Here is a 22,687-nt window from a genome sequence, read left to right as displayed (position 1 = left end):
CTCCTGGCCCGGCATCACTCTGAGCGGCTGGGCGGTTAATCGTCAGCGGATTTCCGCTTTCCGGTCAGGCCCACCACAAACACGTAGAACAGCGGTACAAAGAAGATCGCCAGGATGGTCGCGGCCAGTGTGCCGCCGACCACCGCGGTGCCGATGGCATGCTGGCTGGCGCTGGAGGCACCGCTGGCGATGGCCATGGGCAGTACCCCGAAGATGAACGCCAGCGAGGTCATGATGATCGGCCTCAGGCGCAGCCGGGCGGCCTCGGCGGTGGCCTGCAGCAGCGGCTTGCCTTCCTGCTCATAGAGCTGGCGGGCGAACTCCACGATCAGGATGGCGTTCTTGGCGGCCAGCCCCATGGTAGTCAGCATACCCACCTGGAAGAACACATCGTTGGACAGCCCTCTGGCCATGGTGGCCAGGACCGCGCCAAGCACGCCCAGTGGCACCAGCATGATCACCGCAAACGGAATCGACCAGCTTTCATACAGGGCTGCCAGGCACAGGAACACCACCAGGATCGACAGCAGATACAGCATCATCGCCTGGTTGCCGGCCTGTTTTTCCTCGAACGACAGGCCGGTGTATTCCAGGCCCAGGCCCTGGGGCAGGTCGGCGGCAATGCGTTCCAGTGCGGCCATGGCATCACCGGTACTGTAACCGTTAGCCGGAGCACCCTGGATTTGCGTAGCGGGTAAGCCCTGATACCGCTGCAGGCGCGGCGAACCGAACACCCACTCGCCAGTGGCAAAGGCGGCAAAGGGCACCATCTCACCCTGGGCGTTGCGCACAAACCATTTGTCGAAGTCTTCCGGTGCCAGTCGTGAATCCGGTTTGCCCTGCACATAGACTTTCTTCACCCGGCCGTTGTGCAGGAAGTCGTTCACATAGCTTGAACCCCAGGCGGCAGACATGGTGGCATTGATGTCGGCAATGGACACCTGCAACAGCCGGGCTTTTTCGTCATCGATGATCACCTGGTATTGGGGCTCGTCCGGCAGGCCGTTGTGGCGCACCATGTTCAGCTCCGGCGCGGCATTGGCTCTGCTGATAAACTCATTGGTGGCGGCCATCAGGGCGTGGTGGCCGATAGCTCCGTTGTCTTTCAGGTAGAGGTCAAAGCCGGTGGCGTTGCCGAGCTCCAGAATGGCCGGTGGCACAATCGGGAACACGATGGCGTCTTTGATCTGGGCGAACCTTGCCCCGGAGCGGCCCGCGAGGGCGAACACGCTCTGGGCAAAGCTTTCCCGGTCAGCAAAGGGCTTCAGGTCCACGAACAGAATACCGGAGTTCTGGCCACGGCCGGCGAAGTTGAAGCCCCGCACAGACATCACGCTCTTGACCACCTCGGACTCTTCTTCCAGCAAATAATTTCCAGCTTCTGCCAGTACGGCTTCGGTGCGCTCGCCCGTGGCATTGGTGGGCAGCTGCACCATCACAATCATCACGCCCTGATCTTCGTCCGGCAGGAATGCGGTGGGCAGGCCCTTGAACAGGAAGCCCACAGCCACGACCAGCAACAGGTACACGCCCATAAAGCGGCCCTTACGTTTGATCAGGTAACTGACGCCTGATTTGTAGCGGTCTGCGCTGCGGTCAAAGGTGCGGTTAAACCAGCCGAAAAAGCCTTTCCTGACGTGCTGGTCGCCGGGTTTCAGCAAGGTGGCGCACAGGGCCGGGGTGAAAATAAATGCCACCAGCACAGAGAACGACATTGCCGAGATGATGGTGACCGAGAACTGCCGGTAGATCACCCCGGTGGAGCCGCCAAAAAAGGCCATGGGCAGGAACACCGCCGAAATCACCAGGCCGATGCCCAGCAGTGCGCCGGAGATCTGGTCCATGGATTTCTTGGCGGCTTCCTTGGGCGACAGCCCCTCTTCTTCCATCAGTCGCTCGACGTTTTCCACCACTACGATGGCGTCGTCCACCAGCAAACCGATGGCCAGGACCATGGCAAACATGGTCATCACGTTGACGGTGAAGCCAAAGGCGTACAGTACGCCAAAGGTAGCCAGCAGAACCACCGGCACCGCCAGTGTGGGAATGATGGTGGCGCGCCAGCTTTGCAGGAACAGGAACATCACCAGGAACACCAGCACCACGGCTTCGATCAGGGTCATGGCGACGGTCTCGATAGACGCCGACACGACCGGTGTGGTGTCGTAGGGGAAGACGATCTCTACGCCTTCAGGCAGAAAGCGTTCCAGTTCTGCCAGGGTTTCTTTTACCCGGCCAGCGGTTTCCAGCTGGTTGGCGCCGGTGGCCAGGCGCAGGGCCATACCGGCTGCCGGCGCGCCGTTGTATTTACCGGTGGTGGCGTAGTTCTCGTTGCCCAGATTCACCTCGGCGACATCGGCCAGGCGCACCTGGGAGCCGTCCGGGTTCACTTTCAGCAGGATGTTTTCGAATTCTTCGGCGGTCTTCATGCGCTGCTTGCCGATAACGGTGGCCTGCAGCTGCACGCCTTCTGCGGTGGGCAGGCCACCGAGCTGGCCGGCAGAGACCTGCACGTTCTGGGCGCGCACCGAATTGATCACGTCCTGCGGGGTCAGCTGGTAGCTGTTGAGTTTTTCCGGGTCGAGCCACAGGCGCATGGCGTACTGGGAGCCGAACAGCAGAAAGTCACCGACGCCCTGGGTTCGCGCAACCGGGTCCTGGATATTGGACACGATGTAATCGGCCAGGTCGCCCTGGGTGTACTTGCCATCAGGGCTGGTCAGCGCAAATACGGTGAAGAAGTTCACCTTGTACTTAGACACCCGGATGCCTTGACGCTGCACTTCTTCGGGCAGCAGCGGGTTGGCCAGCTGCAGTTTGTTTTGCACCTGCACCTGGGCGATGTCTGGGTCGGTGCCCTGTTCGAAGGTGGCAATGATGGTCATGCTGCCATCCGAGTTGCTCTCGGAGGAGATGTAGCGCAAGCCGTCCAGGCCGTTGAGCTGTTGCTCGATCACCTGGACCACCGTGTCCTGCACGGTCTGGGCGGAAGCGCCGGGGTAATTCACCGACAAGGCAATCGCCGGCGGGGCGACATCCGGAAACTGGTTAACGGCGAGGTTCTTTACTGCCAGTCCGCCGCCGAGCATCAGCATCAGGGCGACGACCCAGGCAAATATGGGGCGTTCGATAAAAAATCGGGGCATGTCCGGAGCTCCTTATTCGGCCTGGGTTGCGAATTCGGTTTTCAGGTCGACATTGGCTGCCGGTGCCGGCTGCACGGGAATGCCCGGCGCCAGGCGCTGAACGCCCTCGGTCACCACCTGTTCACCGGCCTGCAGCCCCTTTTGCACCAGCCAGGCGTTGCCCACGGTGCGCTCGGTTTCAATCTGGCGGACGCTTACCGTGTTGTCCTCGGCCAGCACCCAGACGGTTGGTACGCCGCGGGTATCGCGTGACACCGCTTGCTGGGGCACCAGGATGGCGTTCGGGCGGGTGCCTTCTTCCACCAGCGCGCGCACAAACATACCCGGCAGCAGCTTGCCATCCGGATTCGGGAACTCAGCCCGCAGGGTGACCGAGCCGGTGCCCTCATCGACCACCACTTCGGAGAACTTCAGCAAACCGGTGTGCGGATAGTCCTGGCCGTTCTCCAGCACCAGCGAGACTTCAACCACGTCGTTCTCATCGGCTTCAATCAGCCCGGCTTCGATAGCGCTCTGCAGGTCCAGAAGGCGGGTGACCGGTTGCACGATGTCCACGTAGATCGGGTCCAGTTGGGTGATGGTGGCCATTTCCTGCTGCTGGCCGCTGGTCACCAGGGCGCCTTCGCTGACTCGCGAACGGCTGATCTTGCCGGTGATCGGGGCTTTCACCCGGGTGTAGTTCATGTTGATGCTGGCGGCTTCGTATTCCGCCTCGGCGCTGCGCAGGGCAGCCAGGGCGTCGTCATACTGCTGCTGGCTGATGGAACGGGTGCCCACCAGGTTTTCGTAGCGCTTGGCCAGGTTGCGGGCATTGGTCAGGCTGGCATTGGCCCGGGCCAGGGCGGCCCGGTAGGGAGCGTCATCGATCTGGTACAGCACTGACCCCTCATCCACTACGCTGCCTTCAACGAACAGTCGCTCTTCAATAATGCCATTCACCTGTGGGCGAACCTCGGCAGTCCGCCAGGCGCGGGTGCGGCCAGGCAGGGCGGAAGACAGGGCCAGTGGTTGTTCTTCCACTTCATACACCCCCACCTGAGGCGCCGGGCGCTGGTTTTGTTGTTGCGGTGCCGGATCGCTGCATCCGGAAAGTACAAAAATACTGGTTAGCAGCAGCGCCAGCAGGCGGCTGTCGGGCAGGTGTTTGTTTGAAATCACAACGTTGTCCCCGTATGTGGTTGGCTCGGAGGTAATAGGTTCAATGTATTGTATTGCGGGATTGTAACCGAATTGTGATACATAGGTAACTTCGGATTTTACTGCGCTGGGGGCGGGAACCTTGCTTGACATAGCCTGTCTGCGCGCTCGTAATACCGGGTGATCGAAAACCCACGAGTCAGGAATCCATGCAGCAAACAGAAGACACAGGGCACGAAGATCGTCGCCAGGGTGGCATTCAGGTGATTGCCCGGGCGGCGGCGATTATGCGCGAACTCGGAGAGCATCCCGACGGCCTGAGCCTGGCGGAAATCGCCCGGGCCGTGGCCTTGCCCCGCTCTACCATTCAGCGCATCATCGGTGCACTGGAAGCTGAAGGCTTTGTTGAAATGGTGCGGGCCGAAGGCGGTTACCGGCTTGGGCCGGAGCTCGGGCGCCTGCTTTACCACACCCGGATTGACGTGATTTCCGTGGCTCGTCCCCTGCTGGAAGAACTCAGCCACCAGATTGGCGAAACCCTGGTGTTCTGTGGCGTGGAAGCCAACCAGGTGCTTGTGATCGAGCGCATTGTGGCGGAGCGGGAGCTGCGGGTGGTGCCGGCTATGGGGGTGATTCACGTGCCTTTCCATACCACTGCGGTAGGCAAGGCCCTGTTGGCCAGCATGGAAGACAGCAAGGTTGAAAAGATTCTGCGGGATACTTTGCCGTCGGGTAGCGAAGGCGTGGCAGTTAAGCGCCAGTTGCTGGCAGACCTTGAAAAAATCCGCCAGTCCGGCGTGGCAGAAGATTACGAAGAATATATGCCGGATATTGCGGCATTCTCAGTGGCGATGGACACTTACCTTGGTCGTTTTGCAGTGGCAGCAATTGTGCCCGTGAGTCGGGCAAGGACGCACCGCGATAAATACCTTGAACCCCTGAAAACCTTCAAGGCGAAGGTTGAAGCCCGAATCGGGGAGAGTTAAGCATGCAGTTGATTCTCGGCCTGGCCCTGGCGGCCGCCGTGTTTGTCATCCTGAAAAAATGGGGCGCGCTGTCGCCGGAAGGCCAGAAAGCGGCCATCTGGAAAGTGGTGCTAGTGGCTGGCGGTGCGCTGTTGCTGTTCATGGTGCTGACGGGCCGGGTGCATGTGATCACGGCCGGTATTGCCGCTCTTATTCCCCTGTTGAGAAAGGTGCCGGCACTACTGCGTTATGCGCCGATGTTTCGCAAGGCCATGGGCGATTCATCCGGTAATGACTCGACGCGCCATGCGAATGCCGGGGGCGATCGGGCTGCCACCCGGGGGCCAATGAGCACGCAGGAAGCCTGCGATATTCTGGGAGTTAACCCCGGTTGCTCCCGTGAGGAGGTGACCGCTGCCCACCGCAAACTGATGTTGAAGGTGCACCCGGACCGCGGCGGCAACGATTACCTGGCCGCCAAGCTCAATGAGGCCCGAGATGTCTTGCTGGGCAAGCGTAATCAGGCCTGATCAGGGCAGAATTTCCACTTTGACGTCGATGGACAGGTTTTCTGCACGCTTGCCGTTCACACGGTAGGTGATGCCTTGCTGCTCCTGATTCATGGAGGTGCGAGTTCCCCCGAGGCTGACCCATTGCCCCGGCTCGACCCGCCGGATGGTCATCAGGGCTTCGGTTTCGTAGCCGGGCAGTGCGGCGGGGTCTTCCTCAAAGGACACGATACTCAGCTCTACCGCCTGGTTCGAGATGGCCTGGGGGCTCACGACAAAGCCGCTTCGGGTTTCGACCTGCTGCAGTATGGCGGCGGGGTTGCGCCCACCCTTAACGGCAAATGGCAAGGTTCGCACATTGCCGGAGGTAATGTGGGCTGACTGGCCATCCTGCACGATCAACTGACGTTCACGGGTTGAATTGGTGCTGATGGTGCGGCGTTCGACGCTGGCGCCGGCCGAGCCGTTCGAGAGGCTGACGCCGCCTCCGGATTGTTTGCCGCCGATGTCCTGACGGTAGCGTACGCTGATCCTCATCTGTACCGGCGGCACATCCATCGATTGCACCAGTGTTCCGATTTCGTCCAGCAGTGCGGGTTCGCCACGGACCACCAGTTGTTGTCCGCGTGCCGTCACCGTAACCGGCGACTGTTGGTAAAGTTCGCGAATCTGTAGCGCAATGTCGTCGGCCGTTCGGTTGTTCAGCTCATAGACCCTGGCTTCTGATTGTGCCCAAACGACGGTGGAAGCCGTTAACATCGCAAGAAACAGGGCAGGTATCAGCCAGAGAACGGAGCGGTGCTCGGTGTTTCGCATGCAGGCCTCCAGAGCCATGACGGCCATGCCCGCATTAAATAATCCGTTTTGCGGGTTGCCATCGTTAAAACCGTAGGTATATAGTGAAAAGCATGAAGACCTTACACGCAGCCTGTCAATTGAATGTTCTGAAAGCTTTCGGTGAAAAACTGAAGGCCGCAGGCTCTGCTGTGTATTTTTGGTGGTTTGGTTATGGCTTTTATTTTAGCCAGAGCCCGGGCCGCCCATAAGATCTTCATCGACCGAATACAACGAGGAAGGCAGCCCGGCAAGCAACCCAGGCTGCCACCGGACTCCGAAAAGCCCCGACTGGTAGCCCAGCCGGGGCTTTTTTGATTCTGACACAGGGAAACGGGAACACAGACATGAACATGCCGCTGAAATCTGAAACACTGGATGCGCAAGCCTCAAGCGCCTGCCAGCACCGCCAGGAAGCGAGACTGCCCACCGCCGCCGAGTTGCGCCAGCAGTTTCCTGCCGATGAGCAACAGGTGCGGGCCATTGCCGGTTACCGTGATCAGATCCGCGCCGTGCTGCACGGTCAGGACGACCGCACCCTGATCGTGATGGGCCCCTGCTCCATTCACGACGAGCAGGCTGCCCTGGATTACGCCACCCGCCTGAAAGCACTGTCAGACGAAGTCAGTGACCGTTTCCTGATTGTCATGCGCGCCTACCTGGAGAAACCCCGTACCACGGTGGGCTGGAAAGGCCTTCTGTACGATCCGGAACGCACCGGTCAGGGCGATCTGAAACAGGGCCTGGAGCGTTCTCGCAAGTTGTTGCTGGCGTTGTCCGAGCTCGGCCTGCCGCTCGCCACCGAAGCCCTGAGCCCGTTCATGATGGATTACCTGGGGGACCTGGTAAGCTGGACCGCGATCGGCGCCCGTACCACCGAATCCCAGATTCACCGGGAAATGGTCAGCGGCCTGCCCATGCCTACCGGGTTCAAGAACGGCACCGATGGTGGCATTACCGTGGCCAGCCACGCCATGAAGTCGGCCTCGCACCCGCACCACCACATGGGGATCTCCCATAGCGGCGCACCGGTGATGATTTCCACCGCCGGCAATCCGGATACTCATCTGGTTCTGCGCGGTGGCCGGGGTGTGACCAACTACGATGAACTGAGCATTGCCAAAGCGGTGGCAGAGCTGGAAAAAGCCGGCGTATCAACGGCGGTGATGGTGGACTGCAGCCATGATAACGCCTGCAAGCAGGCTGAGCGGCAGGTGGACATCGCCCGGGAAGTGATGGCGCAGAAGCGTAACGGCAATCGGCACATCAAGGGCCTGATGCTGGAAAGCTTCCTGGAATTCGGCCGCCAGGACGACGGCAAAGAGCTGGTCTACGGGTGCTCGATTACCGATCCATGCCTGGGCTGGGAACAGACGGAGACTCTGATCCGCTCACTGTAGACAGCAGCAGTTGCCCGGCCAGCAATACCAGAATGCCCCCCATGGTCCGGTCGAGCCAGTGTCCGAACCGGTTGAACCCCCGGCGGACACGGGGGTGGGTAAAGAACACCGCTACCATGGCAAACCACAGGCCGGTGGCCAGGGCCATATAGATGCCGTATCCGGCCTGCAGCAGAACCGGCGTGCCTGGATTGATGATGACGGAGAACAGGGACACGAAAAACAGGGTGGCCTTGGGATTGAGGGCGTTGGTTAAAAACCCGAGCCGGAACGCCGCCCAGCCAGTCTGGGCCTGCCCGCCGTTCGCTTGCACGTGAATGGCTCCGGGTTTGGCCCGCAGGCAGTGCCAGGCGATATAGAGCAGATACACGGCCCCAATCACTTTCAGCACGGTAAACAGCATTACCGATTGCTGGATGATCAGCCCGATACCCAGCAGCGAATAGCCCACATGCAGCAGAATGCCGATGCCAATGCCCATGGCGGTCAGCAGGGCATTGCGCCGGGCCTGGGTCAGTGCCTGGCGCAGCATGACTGCAAAATCCGGCCCGGGGCTGGCCACCGCCAAAAGGTGCACCAGGGCAACGGTCAGAAACTCCAGCCAGTAATTCTGCACATTCATTCTCCCGCGTGTTTGCAATTGTGCTTGGGTTGTTGCGCCTGCAGCCAGTAACCACAGGGATTTTTTCTGTGATTCCCCTGTCAGCGGATAATAAGCTTTCTATACTTTACCGAAAGGCTCCTTAAGTTTAATAGCCCAAACCACCTGAAATTTCAGTCAGTCTCCAGGAGGCAGGATGGACAAGCGAGAAGTGCATGTAGCGGTTATCGGTGCGGGTACGGCGGGAATGGTCGCCTATCAGCGCGCCCGCAGGGCCACCGACCGGATTGTGTTGATTGAGGGTGATCAATACGGCACCACCTGTGCCCGGGTAGGGTGCATGCCCAGCAAGTTGCTGATTGCCGCCGCGGAAAGGGCCCATCAGGTGAGGCAGGCGGAAGCGTTCGGTGTGCTTCCGGGCGATGTGCGCATTGATGGTCCGGCTGTGATGGCGCGAGTGCGTGAAGAGCGCGATCGCTTTGTGGCACCGGTGGTGCGGTCCATGGAATCGCTGCCGCAGGAACACCGGTTGATGGGGCATGCCCGATTTGTTGACAGTCATCGTCTTGTCGTGGGTGATCATACCGAGGTCACCGCGGGCCGGATTGTTATTGCCACCGGCTCCCGCCCCAACATCCCGGGCATTCTGAAAGAAGCGAAAGACCGACTGGTGGTCAACGATGACGTGTTCGACTGGCGGGATCTGCCGTCTTCGGTGGCGGTGTTCGGCCCGGGAGTGATTGGGGTCGAATTAGGTCAGGCATTGAGCCGGCTGGGCGTAAAGGTCCGCATGTTTGGCGTCAGCGGCGGCATTGGCGGTATTCAGGATGAGAAGGTGAGGGAGTATGCGCTGGACACCTTCCGTGAAGAGTTTGCCATCAGCCCGAAAGCCGATACCCGGCGTGTTGAACGCATCGAGGAGGGGGTTCGCATCAGCTGGAGCGAGGGCGGCAAGGAGCATCAGCAAACCTTTGATTATCTGTTGGCAGCCACCGGGCGGAGACCCAACATTGATCACCTGGATATCCAGAATGCCGGCATCGAACTGGATGAACGGGGCATGCCGGAGTTTGACCCCTTCACCCTGCGCTGCGGTGACAGCCATATCTTCATTGCCGGTGATGTGAACAACGACCGCCCCCTGCTGCACGAGGCGGCAGACGAAGGCCGGATTGCCGGCGACAATGCCGGGGCCTGGCCGGAAGTCCGCACAGGCCTCAGGAAAACCCCCATGGCGGTGGTGTTTACCGAGCCCCAGATTGCCTCGGTGGGGTTGAATATCCACCAGGTAGATGAACGGTGCCAGGGCTGTTTTGCGGTTGGTGAGGTGTCATTCGAGGATCAGGGCCGTAGCAAGGTTATCGGCAAGAATCGGGGACTGCTCCGAGTGTACGGTGAGCACGGTAGTGGCCTGTTTATGGGCGCCCAGATGTTCGGACCTGCCGCGGAGCACATTGCCCATTTGCTGGCGTGGTGCGTGCAAAAGCGAATGACCGTGAGCGAAATGCTGGATATGCCGTTTTACCATCCGGTGATTGAGGAAGGGGTGCGAACCGCCTTGAAAGACCTGAGCAAAAAGCTCCAGATCGGCCCTGCGCCCGGGGAGGGGTGCATGGATTGCGGGCCGGGAGTGTAGCTTTACCCTCCGTCCTTGACGGAGGGCAAGCCATTAGAGCGTGTTCTGCCTTAGATTCATGGCATTAGCGGTTGTATTCCGCTGATGCCGTGCCCATATCTTCTCATGGAAGAAGTACGCAACGGTGTTGATGGCCGGTTCGACCATCGCGATCAGGCTACCGATCAGGATGTCACCGGTCAGCAGATACGCCACCGTGAACGCCACGGTAAAGTGGGTAATCGCGAAGGTGATTGTTTTCAGAAACGACTGGTCGCCCTTCGAGCTGTGATTGTGAACAAACAGTTTCAGGGTACTCATGGGATCAGCTCCGCTTGGTAAATGCCTATGACTCTATTTAAGGGCAAACGAGAATTGTTTCCAAATAGAAAGTGACATTTTTCTTGATAGGGTTCGGCTATGATTTTTCCTTATTGGTATAAGTTTCTGCTATGAGCGGTATTGAATAACCAAACTTTCGTTCTGACACTGAGCTGTCTTATAGTGACAGTTAGACAAAACCCCAAAACGAATCAGGAGGTTCAACATGGGTAAGAACTTTATAGGTCTCGACACAGACAAAACCCAGAAGCTGGCAGATGCACTTAACGAACTGCTCTCGAATTACCAGATTTTCTACATGAACGTGCGTGGTTATCACTGGAACATCAAGGGCGAGAACTTCTTTGAGCTGCACGCCAAGTTTGAAGAACTCTATGACGACCTGCTGCTCAAGATCGATGAAATTGCCGAGCGGGTGCTCACCCTGGGTCATCGTCCGGCTCACGCCTACAGCACCTATATTGAAAAATCTGAAGTGCCGGAGCGCAAAGATGTATCTGACGGCAAAGAAGCGGTGGGTAACATCGTTGAGAGTTTCGGCAAGCTCATCGCCAAGCAGCGCGACCTGCTGAACCTGGCCGGTGAAGCAGAAGATGAAGGTACCGTGGCACTGATGAGTGACTACATCTCTCAGCAGGAAAAAACGGTATGGATGTACCGGAGCTACCTGGGCCAGTAAGTTCCGGCTGATGCTCCGACATTCCCCGGCCCGGTATTGGGCCGGGGAGCTGTCACAGAAACGTCACTGCCCTGTCACTTTCCTTTCCCGCGTTCGTCACGTCTGTCGCCTAGCCTTCTTTGCTCTTTCATCATCAAATAAGCAAAGGAGCCCGCTGTGCCCAAGACATCGCACCCATTCCAACTGTCATTGCTCGCTCTCGCTGTGAGCGCCGTGCTGGTTTCCGGCTGTAATTCCTCGGACAACGATGATGACCTGGCAACGGAAGCTCAGGTCACTGGCCTGACGCTTGAATTCGCCGGTCGATACAGCACCGGGCAGTTTGATGAGTCTGCCGCGGAAATCACGGCGTTTGACCCTGCCAGTCTCAGGGCGTTTGTGGTTAACGCCTTGTCCGGAGCTGTGGATGTGCTGGATATGAGCGACCCGGTCAATCCAGCGAAAATCGACACGCTGACGGTTGCTGACATTGCCGCTGATGCGGTGGTTAACAGTGTGGCTGTGGCAAGCGGGCTCGTTGCGGTTGCTGTTGAATCGAATCCGAAAACTGCCCCCGGTTATGTCGCGGTATTTGGAGCTGCAGACCTGCAGTTGCGTGACAGTATCCAGGTAGGGGCGCAGCCCGATATGGTGACCTTTACGCCGGATGGGCGATATGTCCTGGCGGCAAACGAAGGCGAGCCGAGCGATGATTACCAGGTCGATCCGGAAGGATCGATCAGTGTGGTTGATGTTTCTAACCCGGCGAGCCTCACGGTACGAATAGCCGATTTTCTGGCCTTCAACAGCCAGGAAAGTGCCCTGAAGGCATCGGGTGTTCGAATTTATGGCCCGGGGGCCACCGTGGCCCAGGATCTCGAGCCGGAGTACATCACCGTCAGTGCCGACAGCCGCACCGCCTGGGTGTCATTACAGGAGAACAACGCTCTGGCGAAGCTGGATATCGATACGGCAACGGTCACCGATATTCTGCCTCTGGGCTTCAAGGATTACGGTGTTGAGGGGCAGGGTATTGATGCCTCGGACGATGACGGGGTTATCAATATCAAGCCATGGCCGGGTGTTGTGGGTATCTATCATCCCGATGCCATCACCAGTTATGACGTAGATGGTGCAACCTATATCGTGACGGCCAATGAGGGGGATGCCAGGGCCTGGGGTGAAGATAACGCTGACTACTGGAATGGCGACAGTTCCAAGGGCTTTGTCGAAGAGTTACGAGTTAAACACCTGGTACATCCGGATGGTTTTGCTCGCCGGGTTGGTGACGACATGCCACCTCAATTGACCGCGCTGGCCGAAGGGGCGCTGCTGAATCCTGAGGTCTTCGAATACTGTGGTGCCACAGCCGGGGCAGCCAATGCCTGTCGTGATGACGATCAGCTGGGAAGGCTCAACATCAGTTGGGTGCAGGGTTACCGGGTTATGGAAAATGGTGCTCCCGTCATGTTCAACGCGTCGGGCGCAGAGGACCCTGACGGCACACTTCTGATGTACGACACGTTGTACTCCTACGGCACGCGTTCTCTGGCAATCTGGAATGAGGACGGTGAGCTGGTATGGGACTCCGGTGATGCGATTGAGCAGTTCCTGGCCAGTGAGGAGTGCCGTCTGGGTACGGATCGCTCTATTCCCTGCGCAGACCACTTCAACTCCGCCCATGATGAGGGCATGGCATTCGATTCCCGGTCTGACGCCAAAGGTCCGGAACCTGAAGCCGTGACCGTGGCGACATTCGGCAATAAAACCTTTGCCTTTCTGGGCCTTGAGCGCATGGGCGGTATTCTGGTCTACGACGTAACGGACCCTGCCAGTCCGGTTCAGGTGGATTACCTGAATACCCGTGATAACTGGACCACTGTCGACACGGCTTCAGTACTCGAAACCGCAGGGGATCTGGGCGTGGAGAGTATCACTGTGGTGGCCGCCGATGACTCACCTACTGGTGAGCCGTTACTCATCACCGGCAACGAAGTCAGCGGCACCACGGCGATCTACCGTGTGAAACTCGAACTGACTGATTAATTCAGTTTCCGGAATAAAAAAGCCCCGTCTTCATGGCGGGGCTTTTTTGTGTCCGGGCCAAAAAAGTGTCCACAGGATCGTGTCATATAACCGAAACATATTATTAACAGTCCGTTAATAAATTCCCGCCATAGTGTCGTCTCAAGATTGCTGCCAACCACTGATTGGAAATAAAGCGTGACGAGACTTGCCTGGACGACCTGTTTACTTGCCGCCTTGATACCGTTGCCGGCTCTGGCAGAGGTTCAGCTCACTTTGGGGGCCTGTGTGAACGTGCAGGCTGTTCAGGATAGCGAACAGACCGCCGGCTCTGGCCAGTCACTGACTCTTGCTGATGGTACCCAGCAGTTGGTGGTGGAGTGCACCACCGAAATTGGTCGTGAAGAAGTGCTGGAAACCAGCGACGCCTTCGTTGTCCGTTTCGAGGCTGCTGATACCGCACTGGCCCTGAGCGCTCCGGAAATCGAGTCGCGCAATCAAATGGACGCTTTCAATCAACAGGGTAACTGGCAGTTGACTGATCGCCAGGGCCGTGAGGTGGCGTTTACCGCCGATGTGCTCGAGAAAGAGGGCTTTCAGCTGGTGCGGGACTATGCCCGTGAGCTGGCGGCCTATAACCGTTCCGGCGCCAAAGCGGCAGTAGCTGCTCCGGGGCTGATAACCAACCAGGACGGGTTGTTGCTGGATTCGCACGTCGATCCGGATCAGGAAATGGTCAGCAGGATGCTGCGCTACTGGTATCTGAAAGCTGACGAACAAACTCGAAAAGAGTGGGACAGCTGGGTCGATTCCAGCAACCGATAAACACCAAACCAAACTGAAAGTGGAGTTATAAGAAATGAAGAAGCTTCTTCTGGCTGTTGCTGTGTCTACTGTTGCCGCAGGTTCTGTAAACGCTGCGACTGTTTATGAGAAAGACGGTTTTACTTACAAGCTGAATGGTGATTTCCAGGTTCAGTTCCGTCAGGCAACCGGCATTGACGAGCGCGCCGAGGTTGAATTCGACGATCTGGAACTGAAAAACTACGTTGCCTACGACCTGGGCAATGACCTGACTGCCTTCGGTCGTCTGGACTTTGGTTTCAAGGATGCCGCTGAAGACGACGAGAATGGCAGTAATCTGGAAGAGGCGTTTGTGGGTCTGAAGTACGGTGTGACCTCTTTCTCCTTCGGTAAGCAGAACTTTGCCACGGATGAATTTGGTATCGAAGAAGCGATCGAAGTAGAAGACATTGATGAAGATCGCTTTGACGGCTTTAAGACTGATGGCGACGACACTATCCGCGTAGATATTGAACTAGACAATGTATACATCGCGGCATCCCATGAAATGGATGCAAGAGATGATAATGACGGCATTGATGGTGAGTTCTACGACCTATTCGTTGCGACTGAACTGGCTGGTCTTGAGCTCGCTGCCGCATTCCAACAGTATAATCCTGTTGAAATTGACGACTCCGTCAGCACTTGGGGCTTGAGTGCGGCCTACGATTTTGGCGTTGTAAAACTGGCTGCTGATTACAGTGTGTCTGATTGGAGTAAAGATAAAGACCAGATTACCGGTGAATGGGCAGAAGAAGACATGACCCAGTACAACGTTGCCGCTGTGTTCGCCGTTGCCAGCACTACCGACGTTGCCGTGGGTATGGGCAACAAGGATTCTGACGCTGATCGTTATGACGACATTACCGAGTGGTACGCCAACGTGACCTACAAGTTCCCGGAAGCCAAGAACGTGAGCGTCTTCGCTGAAATCGCCCAGAGCGATGTTGAGAATGAAGCTGGTGACGACGCCGACATGGGCTTCCTGGCCGGCATGCGCGTGAAGTTCTAAGCACCACCGCCAACGCACCAACCACGGTCACCCCCGTGGTTGGCGCACGTAAAAACAAAGGCCGGGCATCATTGCCCGGCCTTTGTGCTTCTCACACCGCCATATCCAGTGGCGGCACCTGCTGGTGTAAAAACCATTTCTCTGTCACCACCTTCCGTGTAAACCAGTGTGAGCGCATCAGCGTGCTGGCAATGGGTTGCTTGAGCCATTCAGGCAGGTCAAAGCCATGCTCCTGTTCGGAGGCGCGATTGCCAAAGCGGGCGGCAATTTGTTCGCCGTAGGACTGCAGGGAAACTGCAGAATAATCCGGGGCTTCCTGTATCACTTTCGCAGCCATCAGGGCAGATTCGATGGCCGGGCGGATGCCTTCGCCGCTCTGGGTGTAGGCCAGCCCTGCGGCATCGCCGATCAGCAGCACGCCATCGTCCACCAATGGCCGGTCGGCGTGGGCATACAGCAGATAGGCGTGGCCCTTGAACCGGCCGGGCAGGTCGGCGGGAATGCGGCCGGCTTGCTTCATATCTTCTACAAAGGCTTCCAGGTGATCCGTCAGTCGGTGATTGTCTTCCCGGCCCAGGCCGATGTTCAGGTAGCTGCCTTTGCGGAATACCCAGGCATAGCCTTTGAGATCCCGGCAGAACCAGAGCTCCGGCGTGTCGCCCCGGGCTTCGCAGGCGCGGGCCTGTTCCGGTGTCATCTCGAACTCTACTTCCTTGGCCGCAACCACGGTTTCATGCTTGCCGGGGCCGTTGCCCAGCTGCCGGGCCACCGGGCAGAAGTGACCGCCGGCGCCCACCAGTAACGGCGCCTGCCATTGTTCGTTGATTACCCAGTTGCCGTTGTCACGGGTAATGGATTTTACCGGCGTACCCAGCTGTTTGGTGCAGGACACCCGGCCAAGCAGGTAGTCATCAAACTCGCAGCGGCGGATGCCGTAACTGACCACTTCACCGTGGTCGTTCTCCACCGCGTCCTGGCCCATCATGCCGATGCGGAAGCGGCGAATGGGTTGCAGGGTGCGGCCATTGCCATACCCGGTGGTATCAATATCCAGGCTTGCCAGTACTGCGGGGGTCACCCAGCCGGCGCAGGTTTTATCCCGGGGGAATTTGGCCTTGTCGATAATCAGCACCTGCTTGCCGGCGCCCTCCAGCGCCCGGGCCAAGGTAGCGCCGGCGGGGCCGGCACCGACAATGATCACATCGTAGTAATCCATCAAATGCCCTCCGGTGTGGCTGGGAAGGTATAAAGATCCTGCCGGCTCCGGGGCAGCTGATTGTTATCGCCGTGGGTGAACACCACCTGGAACAGCTGCAATGAGCCGGCCCGGAACGCGGCGATGGAACCAGCTAGATACAGTCGCCAGGCCCGGGTGAAATGTTCGTCGTACATCTCGGTGACCTGGTCCTGGTTGGCGGTGAAATTGTCCATCCAGTGGGTCAGGGTCTGAGCGTAATGCAGCCGCAGGTTTTCCACATCCAGTACCGAGAAATCGCTGTGCTCGCAGATTTCCATGAACTCGCCAATGCTGGGCGGATAGGCGCCGGGGAAAATCCGCTTCTCGATCCAGGCGTTCATCAGCATGGGCCGGTTGCGGCCGATGCTGTGGAGCAAGGCAATACCATTCGGCTTCAGGGAGCGTTTGATCAGTTCCGACAGAGCCGGGTAATTATCCTTGCCCACGTGTTCGAGCATGCCAATAGAAACGAACGCGTCATACTGGCCCTCAATATTGCGGTAGTCGTCTTCGACATAGGTAACCAGGTTGTCCAGGCCTTGTCGCTCTGCTTCAGCCCGGGCGTAGGCCAGCTGTTCCCGTGAGATATTGTAGGAATGCACCTTCACCCCGTAATGACGGGCCATATATCGGGCCAGCCCGCCCCAGCCGCAGCCGGCTTCGACCACGGTCATGCCCGGTTTCAGCCTAAGTTTGCGGCAAACGTGTTCCAGTTTGGCCAGTTGCGCCTGTTCCAGGGTGTTGTCGGCCTGCTCGTAATAGGCGCAGGTGTACTGCATTTCGGCCTCATCCAGCCACAGTTGGTAAAACTCGTTGCCCAGGTCGTAGTGGTGGTGAATGTTCTCCTTGGCCTCGGAGATGCCGGTGGCACGCGGGTTGTGGTTGCGCCACAGGGCGTCCAGCCAGCGTGGCCACTTCTGGCGGGCGGCATGGACGGCCCGGTACAGGCTCTCCATCAGATCTGGAAGATCGCCGTCGATTTCCAGTCGACCGGCGGCATACAGGTCACCAAAGGCCAGATTGGGGTTGGCCACCAGGGAGTAGAGAGCCTTGTGGTCGGTCAGGTGCAGGGTGAAGCGGGCGTCCTGAACTTCCGGTTCTATGACATCGCCGTTCCAGAGCCGGAAACGAATGGGGGGAGAGCCGGCCATACGCATCAGTTTATGGATCAGCCAGCGTTCATAACTGTGGGGTTCGCGATCGGATTGACCGCGCTCCAGGGGCAGGCTGAGGACGTGGGCCCGGTGTTCTTCCTTGTCCGGGAACTCCGGTTTATGAGCGGTACTCTGTGCCATGGAATGCTCTCTCCTCTGGTTCGTTATGGTCCGTGCAATCCCGAAAACTGAACTGAGAGTCGCGGCTTTTTGACTCAGTATAGAAAATGATCAGGTTTTGTCAGGTCGGCGGACTGAAGACGGAGGGGCAGAGCGGGGGGATGGGCGGAGCCGGGGTTGGCCGGCTCCGCCAGGGTTGCAGGGTTATTCGGGGTCAGTAGGTGGCGCTCATGCCGAACCATTCCGGGAAGATGACGATCAGCGCCAGCACCAGGATCTGGATCAGAATGAACGGAATAATACCCTTGTAGATATCCGTGGTTCGGACTTCCGGTGGTGCCACCCCTTTGAGGTAGAACAGCGAAAACCCGAATGGTGGTGTCAGGAAGCTGGTTTGCAGGTTCATGGCAATCAGGATGGCGAACCAGAGCATGTTGATGCCCATGGCCTCGGCCACCGGTGCCAGAATGGGCACGATGATGAAGGAAATCTCCACGAAATCGATGAAGAAGCCCAGCACCAGAATGACCACCATGGCCAGGATAATGAAGCCCCATTGTTCGCCGGGCAGCATCATCAGCCACTCTTCCAGCAGATAATCGCCACCGGTATAGCTGAAGACCATGGAGAAGGCGGTCGCGCCGATCAGGATAGCGAACACCATGGCGGTCACGCTGACGGTGTCTTTGGCGGCATCCCAGACCATTTTGAACGAGAACTGGCGGTAGATGATCGCGAGAACCACGGCACCAACACCGCCCAGTGCGGAGGATTCCGTCGGAGTGGCGATGCCGGTGAAGATGGAGCCCAGCACAATCACGATCAACGCCAGTGGCGGAATAATCGCGAGCAGGGCATCCCGGATTTCCTTGCCCCGGCTGGCCGATTCATCCTGGGCCGGCATGGCCGGTGCGGTTTCCGGCTTGAAACGTGTCAGGATCAGAATGTAGACAATGTACAGGCCAATCAGTACCACGCCGGGCATGACCGCAGCCTTGAACAGATCGCCCACGGGCAGGCCAAGGACGTCACCCAGAATGATCAGGATGATCGATGGCGGCACAATCTGGCCCAGGGTGCCCGAGGCGCAGATGGTGCCGGTGGCCAGGCGCTTGTCGTACTTGTGCGCGAGCATGACCGGAAGCGAAATCAGGCCCATGGCAACCACGCTGGCGCCGACAACGCCGGTGGAGGCAGCCAGCAGAGCACCGACCAGAATGGTGGAAATAGCAAGGCCGCCGGGCAACCCGCCAAACAGCCGTCCCATGGAGGTCAGCAACTGTTCAGCCAGTCTGGTGCGCTGCAGTACCACACCCATGAAGATGAACAGAGGCACTGCCATCAACACGGTGTTCTGCATCACGCTCATGATCCGGAAGGGCATGAAGGCAAACAGATCCATGCCTTCGGCGTAGATACCGAAAAACAGTGCGACGCCGCCGAAGGTGAAGGCTACCGGGAAACCGAACATCAGCATGACCAGCGCCACGCCGAACATAATCATACCGATCATGCCAGACCTCCTGCGCTGTGCTCGCCTTCGTACCGCTTGTCACCGGCCATCACACGGATGGCGTAGGTCACCATGTTCAAACCGGCCGTTCCCATAAAGAAAGCGCTGACCGGAATCACGGATTTGATCACCCAGCGGTGCGGTAAGCCGCCGGGGTCGCCGCTGCCTTCGCCCATCTGGTAGGCATCCATGGCGTAGCTGTAGCCATAGGTGGCAATCAGGTAGGCGAACGGAATAACAAAAAGAACGGCGCCAATCAGGTTAATCCAGGCTTTGCGCTTCTGGCTCCAGTTGGTATAGAAAACGTCCACACGTACATGACCATCAGTGCGCAGGGCATAGGGAATGCCAAGCAGGAAGACGACTGAATAAAGGTGCCATTCCATTTCCTGCATGGCGATGGACACATCGTTGAAAGCATAGCGTGCGACGACGTCATAGAAGACGTTGGCAGCCATCAGGATCATGGCCACACAGGCGATCCAGCCGCAAAGTTTGGAGAGCCAGGCCAGGCCCTCGTCCAGTCGGATAATCCAGCGCATCGAACTTCTTCCTCCGCATCGCGGAATTTCTGAATGTTGGAAATGAAAAAGCCGGGATCACTTGGAAGAGCGATCCCGGCTCTGATTCGTCATAAACGAATAGTTTACTCGACTTCGGCCATGGTGTTGAGGTAAGCCCGCTCCGAAATGTCGGTGTAAGCGCGGCTCTGCTCCAGATAATTGTGCTGGGATTCAATGATCTTCGCAGCCATCTCACTTTCTGCCGCGGCTTCTTTCAACAGCTTCTCGTTGGCCTCGTACATGGCCTGGAAAATGTCATCCGGGAAACGCTTGATCTGTACGTTCGGATACTCTTCCTTGATGTTTGCCCAGGCTTCGGCGTTGGCGTGCTGGGAGTGAACCAGCATGTCATAGGAAGCGGTGCGCATGGCTACCCGCATGATTTCCTGAAGGTCTGCCGGCAGGCGATCCCAAACGCGTTTGTTGATCAGGAACTGCAGCTCGGTTGCCGGTTCGTGCCAGCCGGTGTAGTAGTAGTCAGCAATCTGCTGGAAACCAAGACGCAAATCCAGCGCCGGGCCTACCCACTCAACGGCATCAATCGTATTACGCTCCAGAGCGGTGTAGAGCTCGCCCGGGGCGATGTTGGTGGGGTTAACACCCACTTCTGCGAAGACTTCACCGGCAAAACCGGGAATACGCATTTTCAGACCCTTGAGGTCATCCAGGGACTTGATTTCCTTGCGGAACCAGCCGCCCATCTGTACGCCGGTGTTGCCGCCAGGGAACGACAGCATGTTGTGGGGCTCATACACTTCCTGCATCAGCTCCATGCCGCCACCGTGGTAGAACCACGCGTACTGTTCCATGGCATTCATGCCAAATGGCATGCTGGTGAAGAACAGGGTTTCCGGCACCTTGCCCTTCCAGTAATAGGAGGCGGAGTGGCCCATGTCGTACTGACCGGCCTTGACCATGTCGAATACGCCCAGCGGGGCCTTGTGCTTGTTGGCTGAGTCGATGCGGACGGTCAGTCGGCCATCAGACATCTTGTTAACGGTTTCGGCGAAGCGTTTGGTGGTGTCACCAAAAATGGGGAAGTTCGGCCCCCAGGTTTCTGCCAGTCGCAGGGTGAACTTGTCTTGGGCAAGCGCCTGGGTGGCGGCAAAGGTAGTTGCCACAGCCAGCACAGCCGCGGAAAGAACAGAACGGATCTTCATTGCTCTTCTAACCTCTTGTCATTGTTGTAGTAGAGCCCGGCCCCTCGTGGGGTCCGGAACTCAAGATTGTAGTTCAGATTAGCAACTATGGCGGGTGGGCTGCAGCAAAAAATTGCCGGACTACGACATTGCTCTAACGTTAGATGTCGTTCATTCGACCGATCTGGCTGGCCAGGAGCATGGCCTCGTGCTCCTCCAGGGATTTCAGATCCTCCAGCAGGGATTTGGCCTCGGGAATCTCGGCTTTGCCGATCAGGGAGTCGTACAGGTCCATCACCTGGTCGTGGAAATCAAAGATCTCCCGGGCAATACCGTCAAAATCCAGTTCGTTATAGCGGGTATCGCAGGTGCGGTTCTTCTCGATGGGTTTATGCACGCCATAATCGTACAGGCGGGTGGTCATGGCTTTCGGATCGGCCTGTTTCTCGTACTCGGCAACAGCCTTTTCCAGCAGTGCCTCGTGGGAACTGATGTAATCGAGCAAGGCGCTGGCGCGTTCGTTCTGATTTTTCTGGGCGGATTCGTGCAGGCACCGGGCAAGGTGGGCGTGGAGCTGGCGTGTCCAGTCAATCAGGTCTGCGAAGGTTTTGATTTCCATGGCGTCTTACTCTTGTCAGGCAATGGGTTTCAGGTCTTTTGTTGTGTTCAGTCTAGTCAAGATTTTCCGCTTTTTTCGGTACCGGGGCGTTGATCAACGTCAGACCCGTATCCGGTACGGCACGTTTGCGCCACTGCCGGAACCAGCGCAGAGCGGGTTTTTCGATACCGTAATGCAGGGCTGCCGCCAGACCAATGGCGACGGCCAGGGCCATCATCACACCAAGTTGGCCGGGTAGACCGGATTTGTAAGCCAGATCAATCACGCCATAACCAATGTTCTGGTGCACCAGGTACAGGGTGTATGAAATGCTGCCCAGCCAGAGCAGTCCCGGCCGTGCCAGAACGTTGAGGTAGCCGGCTACGGCCAGCCCGAAAACGCCATAACAGCCGAGCACAAAGAGGTTGAACGGTGCCTTGTAAGCGAGCAGGCAGTGGCTGATGGTTAGTGTCAATAGCGCAAGATCCGCGACCGGCAAACGATTGTGGCGGTGCCAGCGGTAGATCAGCATGCCGCTGATGAACAGGGGCGCGTAGCGGGTAAACAACAGGTCCTTGATCAGGAACTCCAGCCCATCGGGAATGGCCTTCCACCAGATCACCGCCGCGTAGCTGGCCAGAGTCCAGGCCCAGAGCACTGGCCGCATGCGCTGCCAGCTCCCCAGCCCGTAGAACAGCAAGGCAATCCAGACGTAGAACGTGGCTTCAATCACCAGGCTCCAGTAGGCGCCATCGACATGGGGATGGCCCAGGTATTCGTGCAGCAGAGTGATGTTCAGTAGCGCCGAGCCCGGGCTCACCATGCGGTCAGCTGGCCCCATCAGTTGAACGGCAATCCAGGTCAATATAATGCCGGCCCAGAGTGCAGGTAGCAGGCGGAAGGCCCGGGCCAGTCCGAACCAGCTGGCGCTGCGGGTGCGCTCCAGGGTCATGAAGATGACAAAGCCGCTGAGGATGAAGAACAGGTGAACCCCGTAGCGCCCGAAACCGAGGGTGTCCGGCGTGCTGAAACTGTGGCCGTAGAGTTTGTCGTAGTAGGGGAGGTAGTGGAACAGCACCACACCCAGGGCCGCTATGCCTCGAAGCGCGTCCAGTGCGGGCAGTCGGTCTTGACCATTGGGCATGAAAGTTGTGCTCCTGAAAACTCAACATATTACCGGATCGTTTATTCTAGGCAGGTTGTGACAGTAGCGGCTAGGATCTAATCATACGGTATGCTTGCTGAGATCTGACGATCCCGTCATCAAGGCGGCTGG

20 protein-coding genes are annotated in these 22,687 nt (G+C 58.1%); 8 read left to right on the top strand and 12 right to left on the bottom strand.

What is annotated here, in order from left to right; translation table 11 throughout:
- Positions 1–35 precede the first annotated feature (35 nt).
- Together Q675_RS29085 and Q675_RS29080 are read right to left on the bottom strand one after the other, a co-directional pair.
- Positions 36–3,146, bottom strand: coding sequence for an efflux RND transporter permease subunit (locus Q675_RS29085; RefSeq protein ID WP_011786906.1), 3,111 nt, complete (start codon positions 3,144–3,146; stop codon positions 36–38).
- Between the two features lie 12 nt (positions 3,147–3,158).
- Entirely contained in the window at positions 3,159–4,301 is a 1,143-nt protein-coding gene (locus Q675_RS29080) for an efflux RND transporter periplasmic adaptor subunit (protein ID WP_273132492.1), read from the bottom strand.
- 191 nt (positions 4,302–4,492) lie between these two features.
- Here Q675_RS29080 and Q675_RS29075 point away from each other — a divergent pair, with 191 nt between their 5' ends.
- Both Q675_RS29075 and Q675_RS29070 read left to right on the top strand, forming a co-directional pair.
- Complete coding sequence (locus Q675_RS29075; protein ID WP_011786904.1) at positions 4,493–5,269, top strand: IclR family transcriptional regulator; 777 nt, start codon at positions 4,493–4,495, stop codon at positions 5,267–5,269.
- Positions 5,270–5,271: 2 nt separating this feature from the next.
- Positions 5,272–5,778 (top strand): DnaJ domain-containing protein, encoded by a 507-nt coding sequence (locus Q675_RS29070; RefSeq protein ID WP_011786903.1) that lies wholly within the window; start codon positions 5,272–5,274, stop codon positions 5,776–5,778.
- On the opposite strand, the gene Q675_RS29065 is transcribed toward Q675_RS29070, so the two are convergent.
- A complete protein-coding gene (locus tag Q675_RS29065; protein WP_011786902.1) occupies positions 5,779–6,573 on the bottom strand; it encodes a secretin N-terminal domain-containing protein in 795 nt (264 codons plus the stop codon).
- A gap of 365 nt (positions 6,574–6,938) precedes the next feature.
- On the opposite strand from Q675_RS29065, the gene Q675_RS29060 reads away from it, so the two are divergent.
- The gene (locus Q675_RS29060; RefSeq protein WP_011786901.1) at positions 6,939–7,991 is read left to right on the top strand and encodes a 3-deoxy-7-phosphoheptulonate synthase; all 1,053 of its coding nucleotides are present in this window, start codon (positions 6,939–6,941) and stop codon (positions 7,989–7,991) included.
- Here Q675_RS29060 and Q675_RS29055 read toward each other — a convergent pair.
- On the bottom strand, positions 7,936–8,607 hold the full coding sequence (locus Q675_RS29055) for a LysE family translocator (protein WP_011786900.1): 672 nt from the start codon (positions 8,605–8,607) through the stop codon (positions 7,936–7,938). The two genes, Q675_RS29060 and Q675_RS29055, sit on opposite strands and share 56 nt — an antisense overlap.
- A 181-nt stretch (positions 8,608–8,788) precedes the next feature.
- Between Q675_RS29055 and Q675_RS29050 the strand changes: the two genes are divergently transcribed.
- A complete protein-coding gene (locus tag Q675_RS29050) occupies positions 8,789–10,228 on the top strand; it encodes a dihydrolipoyl dehydrogenase (protein WP_023011286.1) in 1,440 nt (479 codons plus the stop codon).
- A 33-nt stretch (positions 10,229–10,261) separates the two neighbouring features.
- On the opposite strand, the gene Q675_RS29045 is transcribed toward Q675_RS29050, so the two are convergent.
- A complete protein-coding gene (locus Q675_RS29045) occupies positions 10,262–10,528 on the bottom strand; it encodes a DUF2061 domain-containing protein (RefSeq protein ID WP_023011285.1) in 267 nt (88 codons plus the stop codon).
- A gap of 226 nt (positions 10,529–10,754) precedes the next feature.
- Between Q675_RS29045 and Q675_RS29040 the strand changes: the two genes are divergently transcribed.
- From Q675_RS29040 to Q675_RS29025, 4 genes are all read left to right on the top strand, one after another.
- Positions 10,755–11,228: a Dps family protein gene (locus tag Q675_RS29040; RefSeq protein ID WP_011786897.1), complete on the top strand. Its 474-nt coding sequence runs from the start codon at positions 10,755–10,757 to the stop codon at positions 11,226–11,228.
- A 156-nt stretch (positions 11,229–11,384) separates the two neighbouring features.
- Complete coding sequence (locus tag Q675_RS29035; protein WP_023011284.1) at positions 11,385–13,253, top strand: choice-of-anchor I family protein; 1,869 nt, start codon at positions 11,385–11,387, stop codon at positions 13,251–13,253.
- A 177-nt stretch (positions 13,254–13,430) separates the two neighbouring features.
- The gene (locus Q675_RS29030) at positions 13,431–14,057 is read left to right on the top strand and encodes a DUF2057 domain-containing protein (RefSeq protein WP_227499544.1); all 627 of its coding nucleotides are present in this window, start codon (positions 13,431–13,433) and stop codon (positions 14,055–14,057) included.
- Positions 14,058–14,091: 34 nt separating this feature from the next.
- Positions 14,092–15,087 (top strand): porin, encoded by a 996-nt coding sequence (locus Q675_RS29025; RefSeq protein ID WP_023011282.1) that lies wholly within the window; start codon positions 14,092–14,094, stop codon positions 15,085–15,087.
- Between the two features lie 91 nt (positions 15,088–15,178).
- Here the strand turns inward: Q675_RS29025 and Q675_RS29020 are convergent, their stop codons facing one another.
- From Q675_RS29020 to Q675_RS28990, 7 genes are all read right to left on the bottom strand, one after another.
- Complete coding sequence (locus tag Q675_RS29020; protein ID WP_022988402.1) at positions 15,179–16,303, bottom strand: NAD(P)/FAD-dependent oxidoreductase; 1,125 nt, start codon at positions 16,301–16,303, stop codon at positions 15,179–15,181.
- The gene (locus Q675_RS29015) at positions 16,303–17,619 is read right to left on the bottom strand and encodes an SAM-dependent methyltransferase (RefSeq protein WP_023011281.1); all 1,317 of its coding nucleotides are present in this window, start codon (positions 17,617–17,619) and stop codon (positions 16,303–16,305) included. The genes Q675_RS29020 and Q675_RS29015 overlap by 1 nt, the downstream gene beginning before the upstream one ends.
- A gap of 193 nt (positions 17,620–17,812) precedes the next feature.
- Positions 17,813–19,111: a TRAP transporter large permease gene (locus Q675_RS29010; protein ID WP_023011280.1), complete on the bottom strand. Its 1,299-nt coding sequence runs from the start codon at positions 19,109–19,111 to the stop codon at positions 17,813–17,815.
- Positions 19,108–19,653 carry a TRAP transporter small permease subunit gene (locus Q675_RS29005; protein ID WP_023011279.1) on the bottom strand — a complete coding sequence of 182 codons (546 nt, stop codon included), beginning with the start codon at positions 19,651–19,653 and terminating at the stop codon, positions 19,108–19,110. Before Q675_RS29005 ends, Q675_RS29010 begins: the two co-directional genes overlap by 4 nt.
- 104 nt (positions 19,654–19,757) lie before the next feature.
- Positions 19,758–20,834: a TRAP transporter substrate-binding protein gene (locus Q675_RS29000; protein WP_011786889.1), complete on the bottom strand. Its 1,077-nt coding sequence runs from the start codon at positions 20,832–20,834 to the stop codon at positions 19,758–19,760.
- Positions 20,835–20,973: 139 nt separating this feature from the next.
- Positions 20,974–21,432, bottom strand: a complete 459-nt coding sequence (locus Q675_RS28995; protein WP_023011278.1) for a hypothetical protein — start codon at positions 21,430–21,432, stop codon at positions 20,974–20,976.
- Positions 21,433–21,484: 52 nt separating this feature from the next.
- The gene (locus Q675_RS28990) at positions 21,485–22,555 is read right to left on the bottom strand and encodes an acyltransferase family protein (protein WP_023011277.1); all 1,071 of its coding nucleotides are present in this window, start codon (positions 22,553–22,555) and stop codon (positions 21,485–21,487) included.
- Positions 22,556–22,687: the final 132 nt, after the last annotated feature.

The sequence above is a fragment of the Marinobacter sp. EN3 genome (genome assembly GCF_000475315.1).
GTDB classification, from domain to species: domain Bacteria; phylum Pseudomonadota; class Gammaproteobacteria; order Pseudomonadales; family Oleiphilaceae; genus Marinobacter; species Marinobacter nauticus.
The sequence above is the reverse complement of the archived record's forward strand: the minus strand, read 5'-3'. Positions and strand labels throughout refer to the sequence as shown.